The following is a 9,921-nucleotide window of genomic DNA, read 5'->3' as shown; positions in this document are numbered from 1 at the left end:
CCGCGCGTCCCGGCCGAGCCGCTGCCCCAGGGCGTCAGGGCGCCGGTGGCGGGGATGCCGCCGTACCTAACACCGAACGCGGACTTCTACCGGATCGACACCGCGCTCGTCGTCCCGGACGTGGACCCGGCGGACTGGAGCCTGCGGGTGCACGGGCTGGTGGAGGAGGAGTTCACGCTGAGCTTCGACGAGCTGCTCGCGCTGGACCTCGAAGAGTCGTATGTCACGCTGACCTGCGTCTCCAATGTGGTCGGCGGCGACCTGGCCGGCAACGCGAAGTGGCTGGGCTATCCGCTGCGGAAGCTGCTTGAACGGGCGCGGCCGCAGTCCGGTGCGGACATGGTGCTCTCCACCAGCATCGACGGCTTCAGCGCGTCCACTCCGCTGGCCGTGCTGCAGGACGAGCGCGATGCGCTGCTGGCGGTGGGAATGAACGGCGAGCCGCTGCCGCTGGAGCACGGCTACCCGGTGCGCATGGTGGTGCCCGGGCTGTACGGGTACGTCTCGGCGACCAAGTGGGTGGTGGACCTGGAGGTCACCCGCTTTGCGGACAAGACGGCCTACTGGACCACGCGCGGCTGGTCGGCGCGCGGCCCGATCAAGACGGCCTCGCGGATCGACGTGCCGCGGGCGTTCGAGCGGGTTCCGGCCGGAACGGTGGCGGTGGGCGGCACGGCGTGGGCGCAGCAGCGCGGTATCTCACGGGTGCAGGTCGAGTTCGACGGCGGTGCCTGGCAGGACGCGGACCTCGCCGCGGTGCCATCCATCGATACCTGGCGGCAGTGGTCCTACCAGTGGCACGATGCGCCGGCGGGCCGGCACGACGTGCGGGTGCGCGCCTACGACACGGACGGCACGCTCCAGACGGAGGACGAGGCGCCGCCGGCACCGGACGGCGCGACCGGCTGGCATTCCATCACGTTCACGGTGGAATGATCCCGGCGCGTGGCCTGTCCCGCGAAGCGGCAGGCTGGCCAGGCAGCGTGCTCAGTCGAAGGCGAGAATGCCCGCATAAACCAGGAACAGGAGGGCCATGACGAGCCCTCCGCCCAGGATCGCGGCCAGCCAGAACCACTGCACCCAGCTCTTCCCTCCGCCTTCATCATGGCCTTGGGTCAGGCTGGTCTGGGCCTCGGCCGGCGGGGTCTCGCCCGGAGGGACGCCGCCGCCAGGCTCGAGACCGGTGATCTTCTGCTCCTGCGGATCAGGATTCTGGCTGGTCATGGTCGATCTCCTGCCGTCTGTTGGCCGGGCCCCTTCCAGCCAGCGTACGCAGCTGTTCAGTATGCTGTCTACGGAATCTGCAGTGCCGGATGACGGAGCGGCAGCGGCAGGTTCAACGACCTGATTCCGGCAGCCGGCCACGGGCCTCGCAGGCTTCTTTGCCGCGGCCAAGAGTGGGTCAGGAGAACTCTCCTCCGTCTCCCAGAGCAGCCGCCGCCCGCTCATTTAACGCATCCACTGCCCGTGGGAGTGGGATTCGACGTCAGTGGCTACCGGGCGGCGTTGTTTGCGTTTACGCGGCCATGTGCCCAATGGGCGCCGGTGCCCGAGATTTTTTCGGCGGTTGATTCAACATTGGCGCGCACGGATGTATTGGTGGCGCCGGGATGCGAGCTCCAGGCCAGTGCGGCAGCGCCAGCGACGATTGGTGAGGACATGGATGTACCGTTGCCGACGTCGTAACCCCAAGAGCGGTTGTACTGCTTGGCCAGAACGAAGTCGTGGTTCGGGAAGGTGGAGTAGACATTGACCCCTGGCGCGGCGACGTCCACCCACTTGGCGCCATAAGTTGAGAAGGATGCTTTCGCATCGTTGTTGTCGGTTGCCGCAACCGCAATAACGTTAGGATATGCGGCTGGATAGATCTTGGACTGACTCCCGGTGTTGCCAGCTGCAGCAACCAGCACGGCACCTTTGTTCCATGCGTTATTGACAGCAGTCTCCAAGGTGCGTGACGAGGTGCGCTGTCCGATGCTCATGTTGATGACCTTCGCCCCATTATTGACGGCCCAATTGAGGGCGTTCGCGATACCGGATGTAGAGCTAACCCCGCTGTCGTTAAGAACTTTGCCATCCAGGATCGTGCAGTCCGGGCATACACCGGCGACACCCTCCGTGTTGTGGGCGGCGGCAACAATTCCGGCGACGTGGGTGCCGTGGCCGTAATTATCTTCGCCGGCTACGCCATTACTGAAGTTGGCTCGTGCAACCACCTTTGGGGTGATGTCGGGATTGTCGCTTGCTATACCCGAATCGAGAACAGCAACTTTAATGCCGCCACCGGTCGTGACCTTCCACGCATCGGCGGCGTCCACATCAGCGTCCACTTTGCCCCCGGGTACAGCTAGGTCCCCGGCAGTGTTAGTGAATGATTGACCCTCGTTGTGCAGAGCATATTGCCGCGGGAAATACTCATCAGTTGTAGCGGCAGTAACGAGTCCGTCCGGCTCGGCATACTCAACCGCCGGGTTCCGATCCAAGGCTTGGATGAGTTGAGATTCTTTGCCAGCCGGTACCTTGATAAGGCGGGCGCCAGTGCTGCCGATACCCGGGCCCTCGCTGAGGCCATGCTGGCGCAGTACATCAGAGGCAGTACCGTTGTCGCGGAACTTGACGATTATTTGCCCCGCGACCGTCGATGATTCATTCGCTGCGTTGCCGGTGGCTGCCACGGCGACTGTGCCAAATCCGATGATCGCTGCTGCGAAGGCAGCCAACATAGCCTTTTTCATGAACCTATCTTGCTCGCCACTGGTGGGACAGCCTAGATGCGCGTCTCATATTTCGGATCTGTTTCTTTGCAATGCTGGCTTACCCTGCCAGAGCATGCCGAGGTTCGCCGCCGGCGCCGCGGCCCTGCGCCCGGGGCTGCAGACTGAGGTGCGTGCGGGGCTGGATCCCTGGCCCGAGGCCTTGATGCGGTAGGTTCCGGGAGCCGGAACCTACCGCTGGACAGCTGCGCTGCGCGAACCCTCGTACGCCGTCGCTCAGGACCGGCAACATCGTGACATGGCCGTGTAGCGTAGAAGGTCCGGGAATGTTTAAGGAGGAACATGGCGGCGGGCAGTGCACGCGAGATGCGGGAGGCGATGGTACTCGGTCGGGTGATCGGCGGGGAGGACAAGGGGCTGCCGGTCGAGGCGGCCGGGCTGACGGTTGGGGAGTACCTGGCCACGAAGCCGGAGCTGTCCGAGTTCTGGACACCGCTGCTGGTGCTCAGCGAGGACGCGCTGCAGAACAACGTCCGCTATTTCGCCGACTGGGTGGCGGACCGCGGGCTGGAGCTGATGCCCCACGGCAAGACCACGATGGCGCCGCAGCTCTGGCAGCAGCAGCTGGACGCCGGCGCCACGGGCATCACCGTCGCGAACCCCAGCCAGCTCAAAGTGGCGCGAGCCCACGGCTTCGAGACGCTGATGCTGGCCAACCAACTGGCGGACCAGAACGCCCTCCGCTGGGTGGCCGGCGAGCTCGAGCACCCGGAGTGCACGATCTGGTCCTGGGTGGACAGCACGGCTGCCGTCCGGCTGGCGGAGGAAGCGCTGCGCGGGCTGAAGCCGTCGCGGCCCCTGTCCGTGCTGGTGGAGCTCGGCTCGCCGGGCAAGCGCACCGGCTGCCGCACCGTTGAGGAGGCGCTCGCGGTGGCCGAGGCAGTGGCGGCTTCGCCGGTGCTCCGCCTGGCCGGGGTGGCCGGCTACGAAGGGGCGCTTGGCCATGACCGCAACACGCCGACCGTCGAGCTGATCCGCGGCTACGTGGCGGACCTGCTGGAGCTGCACGGCAAGCTGGCCCACCTGTACGACGGCGGCGACGTCCTGGTCACCTGCGGCGGCAGCAACTATCCCGAGATCGTCGGCGACCTCTTCGCCGAGGCGCGGCAGGCCGACTCCGCCAGGTACGTGCTGCGGTCGGGCGCCTACATTACCCATGACGACGGCGCCTACCGGGCTTTGTCTCCCTTCGATCGCCAGCGGGTGTCCGGGCGGGCCAGGAGCCTGGTCCCCGCGGCGCACGGGCTGTCCCGGGTGCTGTCCCAGCCGGAGCCAGGCCTGGCCCTGCTCGACGGCGGGCGGCGCGACTTCCCGTACGACTCCGGCTATCCGGTCCCGCAGGCGGCGGTGTCCGCCGCAACCGGCCAGGTCACCGCGCTGGAGGGCGCCGTCGTCGATGACATGAACGACCAGCACTCCTTCCTGCGGACCGCGGCCGGGCAGGAACCGGCGGTGGGCGACCTGGTGGTGCTCGGGCTGTCCCACCCGTGCACCACGTTCGACAAGTGGCGGCTCATCCCCACCGTGAAGGACCTCGTGCCCGGCAAGGACGCCGTGATCAAGCGGCTGGTCGAGACGTACTTCTAACGGGTGCCGGCCCGAACCGGACCAGCGCAGCTACTTTGCCCGTTTGACAGCGAACCGCTTGGCGAGGCGGTTGCCCACGATACGGACCTTGTGCAGCGGATGCCTGGGCTTGGGCAGGCTGGGCGGCAGGGCACCCGGCAGCCGCAGCTTGGTCAGCCGCCGGCGCTTGAAGTACCGCATGTCGGGCGTGTCGACCGCTTCCGCCAGGAACGCCTCCGCAGACGCCCGCGCCTCCGCCAGCGTCTTCGGCTGCATGCAGTACGACACGGACTCCACCAGCTGCTGCAGGGGTGCCTCACGTTCGCTGCCGCCCCGGGCGGCCTCCGCCGGCGCAGTGTAGCCGCGTTCGAGCAACGCGTCGATGACGGTGACCGGGATCCGGTTGCTGTTCTCGTAGGGAGTCAGCCGCTCCAGCAGAATACCGGTTCCTACTGCCTCGACGTCGATGTTGAACAGGTACTTCGCGGTCATCAGCGCGGTGGAGAAGCAGCTGACAACCAGGTCCGGCTGCAGCCGCTGCATGACCACTTCGGCCGGACTGGTGGAAGTCAGCACGTGCAGTTCCAGTCCCAGTTCGACGGCGGCGGCCTGGATGGACGTGACAGCGCCTGGTCCCGCACTGGGATGGGGTTTGAACACGCAGTAGCGGATGCCACGGTCCAGCGCCTTCTGTAGCATGGCGCGGTGGAGCTCGATCTCCTCCTCGGTGGAGAGGATATTCAACTCGGACAGGTACTGGCCCAGCACCAGCGCGGTCGGCTGTCCGGCAGCGTCGGCCTGTGCCCCTGTCTGCTGCTGCTTCGCCGCGGGAGTGCCGGAAACCGCCGACAGCGCCGTTTGCTCCAGGGGTAGGGCAGCGGCCAGTTCTTCCATGCCCCGGCGGAGGGCTGCGCGGTCAATGCGAACCAGCTCAGGTTTATTCTCGCGAAGCAACTGCGGTACCAGGCCCGGCACCAGGTCGACGTAGACGAGCGACCTGAGCCGCTGCGCCATGTCACGGGGGATCGGGTTCCTGGTCGGACCGTAGCTCATCAGGCCGTCGGAATGGACCGAGATCAGTGCGCTGGAGAAGATCCGGCAGAGCGCGACGGCGGGATTGACCTGGATGGACTCCACGTACAGGCTTACACGCTCGTCACCGAGCTTCCACAGGGACCGGAGCACACGCTGCCACATGTACAGTTCTTCGGCGCGCGGATTGAACTGCCCGGGCCGGCGCGGCCACACCAGCTCATTCAGGTCCACCGTGCGGTCAAAGCGGGAGGCGGCTGCAGCGAATCCGGGCGTTTGGTGGAACGGGACCGACACCTCCGGGACCAAAGCGTTGTTGGACAGGACCAGGATCCGCTCGCCCGACGCCGGCGGTATCGCACCCTCGTCAATGGCTGTCGCGAGCGAGATGACCTGGTAGAGCGTAGAGACGACAAAGAGCTGTTTCACGCGTGGCTCCGGAGGATCGGCGCCAGAAGGGCGCGGCGCTTCGGATCGAGCAAGGCCAGGCTTTCCACGGCGACGTCGGAGGGCAGGGTCGCGAAGGTGCGGTCGATGCCTATGCGCAGGGCGGCCAGGACATCCGGCGGCATCCCCTCCGAGCGGTTCAGATGGTGGCAGGCGATGGCCAGGAACTGCCGGGCCGCTTTCGGCCAGAACCGGCCAGGCTCCGGATCGTCAGCCACGAGGCGGAAAATCTCTTCGAAGCACGGCAGGAAGTCCAGCTGGCGGCGGTCATAGATTTGGGTAAGGGAGGTGGGGACCCCGCGGCGGTAGATGACGCCCAGCTGGTCGCTGACGGCATAGCTCTTGCACTGCAGGTGCAGCCGCCACATCCAGGGACGGTCTTCCGCCGTCTGCCGGCCGTCGAGGAACCGGAGCATTCCTGAATCCTTGAGCCTGCCGTCGTAAATTCCGAAGGCCACGATGGGGTAGTCGATCATCGTTGACAGGTTGTACGGCGCGATGTCGTCCCTCGGATCCAGCGGGGTGCTGCGAAGCGCTTGCGGAGCCCGATGAATGCTGCGGGTTCCGTTGGTATGGCGGATGTGGTCGGTCCGCAGGAAATCCACATCCAGCTGTTCCATTTCGGCTGTGAGCTTGGGCAGATAGCCAGGCGCATACCAGTCGTCCGGGTCCAGGAAAGCGATGAAGCGGCCCGAAGCTGCATCGAGGCCTTGGTTGCGGGCAGTGGCGACGCCGGCAGGGCTCTCATTCCGCAGGATTTTCAGGCCAGGCAGCTGGCTGGCGAACGCGGCCGCCAGCTCCCCGGTAGCGTCGGTGGAACCGTCGTCGACCACCACAACTTCCAGCACGGAAGCGTCCTCGAACTGGCGGGCCAAGCTCGTCAAGGAATCACGGATGAAGGGTGCCTGGTCCTTTGCCGGAACGATGACGCTGACTAAAGGCTGGTTTACCAAATCGTTATTCCCCATGTCACCGGCCCAGTCTATGTGGGGCTGCGGAATTGCTCCAAAAGGTGGATTAACCGGCGCGTCGTACGTGTCCTGTGCTGTTTCGAAGACGACGACGGCAGTGCTGGTGCTCCCGTCCTGCGGCGCGTCGAGGGTTGCGGCATGGAACTGGTCCGGCCGGCCGAGCGCGCGGTAGGAACGGGACCACCCGCCGTCGTACGCGGACGGGACCACCCGCCGGAACGGGATCACCCGCCGTCGTACGCGTACTGGACCGGAGGGCCGGATCAGGCCGCCGCTCTGACCTGGATCAGCGTCTTCCACGGGTCGTCAAAGCGGAGCGTGGCGCCGTCGTGCGAGGTGGCAATGCCATGGTCCTTGAGGCGGGCCGCGAGGGCGGCGATGTCGTCCTTGGTGGGGACGTCGATGTTGACCTGGCCGAGGCCGAGCGCGGCGGCACGGGGGCCGGCGCCGGCACTGTTCCAGACGTTCAGGCCGAGGTGGTGGTGGTAGCCGCCGGCGGAAATGAACAGGGCCGAGCCCACATCCGACATGAGCTCGAAGCCGAGTGTGTCCACGTAGAACGCGCGGGCGTGATCGATATCGCCGACCTGCAGGTGCACGTGGCCGAGCCGGGCGCCCAGTGCCGTGGGCCGGGCCAGGTTCTGCTGCGTGAGATTGTCGCGCAGGTAGGCGTTCGGGTCGAGGAAGTTGGTGGCGACGCTGAGCAGGCCGTTGGCTTCGCGCTGCCAGGTGTCCCGCGGCCGGTCGGTGTAGAGCTCGACGCCGTTGCCCTCCGGATCGTCGAAGTAGAAGGCTTCGCTGTAGAGATGGTCGGCGCTGCCGGTGAAGGAGTGGGGGGCCTTGGTCGCCGCGTGGGCAACGGCGGCGGACAGGGCGGCGGCGTCCTCGAAAAGGATAGCGGTGTGGAAGAGGCCGGCCTGGCCGGGCTTGGCCGGCGGCAGGTCCTTGACCTGCTTGAGCGTCATGGCCGTTGTGCCGTGGCGCCCGAGGACGGCGGTGTTGCCGCTGTGCTGGAGGACCTCAAGGGTGATGGCCTCGGTGTAGTACTTCAGCATGGCGTCCAGGTCATGCACGAGCAGTTCGACGGCGCCCATCGTGGTCCCGGCGGCCAGGAGTTCATCGGCGGCACGCGGGCGGAGATGGGCGGGATCCGGGTTCTGCGGGAAGATCGGCATGGGTTCCTTACCTCGCTGGTTGCTTGAAACTTCAATGATTCACGCTACGCGTCTTCTGTTGAAGCGCCAAGCAAAGACGTAAATGACGGCGGTTCCGGCTTTGCGGGGAGGGCGGCCCTAGGCAGGCCAGGCCTTGGGGGAGTAGCTTGCGAAGCGGAAAGCACGATTCTGGAGGTCGCGATGGGTCGGCAGGTGCAGGCCGGAGAACTGCAGATCTGGACCGAACAGGTCGGGGACGGGCCCGATGTGCTGCTGATCGGCGGGCTCGGGGACACCGTGGAATCGTGGCAGTTCCAGCTGGACGGGCTAGCGGACCGCTACCGGCTGACGGCCTTCGACAACCGCGGCGCCGGCCGGACGGCAATGCCGGCGGAACCGCTGACCGTGGAGGCGATGGCTGACGACGCAGCCGCGGTGCTGCGCGCCCTGGGGATCGGCCCGGCGCACGTGGCGGGGTTTTCCGGCGGAAGCATCATCGCGCAGGAGCTGGCCCTGCGACACCCGGAGACCGTGCGCAGCCTGGTGCTGCAGAGCACCTGGTCAGCCATGGACCAGTTCATGAAGAGCATGGTCCGGGCCTTCCACTGGCAAGCGGAGCTGGCGCCCGGCGAACGCGAATTCCTCGAAGGGTTCTTTATCTGGGTCTACACTGCCAGGGCGCACAATGACGGAATGGTCGAGCGCTTCATCGAGGGCGCCATGGCCTTTCCGCACAAGCAGAGCACGGAGGACTTCCTGGCCTTCGCCGACGCCTGCATGCGCCACGAGACGGCCGGCCGGTTGGGCAGCATTGCTGTTCCCACGCTGGTGCTGGCCGGCGGCGCGGACCGGATGAGTCGTCCCGAGCTTGGCCGGGCGGTGGCCGACGAGATTCCCGGCGCCCGCTTCGAGGTGATGGAGGAGGAGGCGCACCAGCCGTTCCAGGAGGTCCCGGACGCCTGGAACGCCCGGGTGCACGAGTTCTGGCAGGACGCCGAACGGCTCCATGCCGGAACCACCTGGAGCTGAACCCGGCCACCCGCCGTCGTTCTCTTGGGCAGTGCCTCCTGATTGTCGGTGCACCGCGGTAGGCTGCAGGCAACCTGACCGGAAGGAACCCTGCCCATGCGCGCATCCGTTCTCTATGCCGCCGGCCTGCCCCGGCCCTATGCCGACTCGAAGCCGCTGACGCTTGAGGATCTCGAGCGGCCGGCACCGCGCCGCGGCGAGGTCGCCGTGGACATCGCCTGTTCCAGCCTCTGCCATTCGGACCTCTCTGTGGTCGACGGCGTGCGCGTGCGGCCGTTGCCGATGGCGCTCGGGCACGAGGCGGTCGGCCGGGTGTCCGCCGTGGGGGACGGCGTGTTCGATGTGCGGGTGGGCGACCATGTGGTGCTGGTGTTCGTGCCCAGCTGCGGCGAATGCCGGCTGTGCCTGGCCGGGCGCCCGGCATTGTGTGCCCGGGCGGCGGAGGCCAACGGCAGCGGGGACCTGCTGCACGGCCCGGCGCTGCTGAAGACCCGCGGCGGCGAGCGGATCAACCACCATCTCGGAGTCTCTGCGTTCGCCGACCATGTCGTGGTGGCGAGGGAATCCGTGGTGGTAATTGACGACGGCGTGCCGTACGAGGTTGCCGCGATGTTCGGTTGCGCCGTGCTCACCGGCATGGGCGCGGTGGCCAACACGGCCCGCGTGGAGAGCGGGCAGTCCGTGGCGGTATTCGGGCTGGGCGCCGTGGGGCTGGCGGCGGTGATGGCGGCCAAGCTGGCCGGCGCCTCCGCCGTCGTGGCGATCGATCCGAACACGGCCAAGCACGCGCTCGCGCTGGAGGCCGGGGCAACCCATGCGGGCACGCCGGAGGAGGCTGAGGCGCTGGTCCGCCGGACCGCGGGCGAGGGCGTGGACGTGGCGATCGAGGCCGCCGGCTCGGCGCGGGTGCTGGCAGCCTGCCTCGACGTGACCAGCCGCGGCGGTGCG

General features: G+C 67.1%; 9 protein-coding genes. 4 read left to right on the top strand and 5 right to left on the bottom strand.

Translation table 11 applies throughout. The annotated features are described in order from the left end of the window. Nucleotides 1-936: molybdopterin-dependent oxidoreductase (locus tag D477_RS10915; RefSeq protein WP_005269101.1), on the top strand; the 936-nt coding region annotated here is incomplete at its 5' end. A gap of 51 nt (nt 937-987) precedes the next feature. Here the strand turns inward: D477_RS10915 and D477_RS10910 are convergent. Both D477_RS10910 and D477_RS10905 read right to left on the bottom strand, forming a co-directional pair. Beyond that, a complete protein-coding gene (locus tag D477_RS10910; RefSeq protein ID WP_005269100.1) occupies nt 988-1,224 on the bottom strand; it encodes a DUF6480 family protein in 237 nt (78 codons plus the stop codon). Between the two features lie 269 nt (nt 1,225-1,493). Beyond that, entirely contained in the window at nt 1,494-2,735 is a 1,242-nt protein-coding gene (locus tag D477_RS10905) for a S8 family peptidase (RefSeq protein ID WP_043846603.1), read from the bottom strand. Nucleotides 2,736-3,056: 321 nt separating this feature from the next. On the opposite strand from D477_RS10905, the gene D477_RS10900 reads away from it, so the two are divergent. After that, a complete protein-coding gene (locus D477_RS10900) occupies nt 3,057-4,361 on the top strand; it encodes an alanine racemase (RefSeq protein ID WP_005269097.1) in 1,305 nt (434 codons plus the stop codon). 30 nt (nt 4,362-4,391) lie between these two features. On the opposite strand, the gene D477_RS10895 is transcribed toward D477_RS10900, so the two are convergent. From D477_RS10895 to D477_RS10885, 3 genes are read right to left on the bottom strand one after another with little or no spacing between them, the layout of a single operon-like run. Next, the gene (locus D477_RS10895) at nt 4,392-5,801 is read right to left on the bottom strand and encodes a polysialyltransferase family glycosyltransferase (RefSeq protein ID WP_005269096.1); all 1,410 of its coding nucleotides are present in this window, start codon (nt 5,799-5,801) and stop codon (nt 4,392-4,394) included. Continuing rightward, complete coding sequence (locus D477_RS10890; RefSeq protein ID WP_005269095.1) at nt 5,798-7,018, bottom strand: glycosyltransferase family 2 protein; 1,221 nt, start codon at nt 7,016-7,018, stop codon at nt 5,798-5,800. Before D477_RS10890 ends, D477_RS10895 begins: the two co-directional genes overlap by 4 nt. Before the next feature lie 35 nt (nt 7,019-7,053). Continuing rightward, on the bottom strand, nt 7,054-7,965 hold the full coding sequence (locus D477_RS10885; protein WP_005269093.1) for a VOC family protein: 912 nt from the start codon (nt 7,963-7,965) through the stop codon (nt 7,054-7,056). A 180-nt stretch (nt 7,966-8,145) separates the two neighbouring features. On the opposite strand from D477_RS10885, the gene D477_RS10880 reads away from it, so the two are divergent. Together D477_RS10880 and D477_RS10875 are read left to right on the top strand one after the other, a co-directional pair. Then, nucleotides 8,146-8,973 (top strand): alpha/beta fold hydrolase, encoded by an 828-nt coding sequence (locus tag D477_RS10880; RefSeq protein WP_005269091.1) that lies wholly within the window; start codon nt 8,146-8,148, stop codon nt 8,971-8,973. Nucleotides 8,974-9,069: 96 nt separating this feature from the next. Further along, the coding region (locus D477_RS10875) for an alcohol dehydrogenase catalytic domain-containing protein (RefSeq protein WP_005269090.1) at nt 9,070-9,921 on the top strand (852 nt) is incomplete at its 3' end.

The organism is Arthrobacter crystallopoietes BAB-32 (assembly GCF_000328305.2).
In the GTDB taxonomy this organism is placed as follows: domain Bacteria; phylum Actinomycetota; class Actinomycetes; order Actinomycetales; family Micrococcaceae; genus Crystallibacter; species Crystallibacter crystallopoietes_A.
The sequence above is the reverse complement of the archived record's forward strand: the minus strand, read 5'-3'. Positions and strand labels throughout refer to the sequence as shown.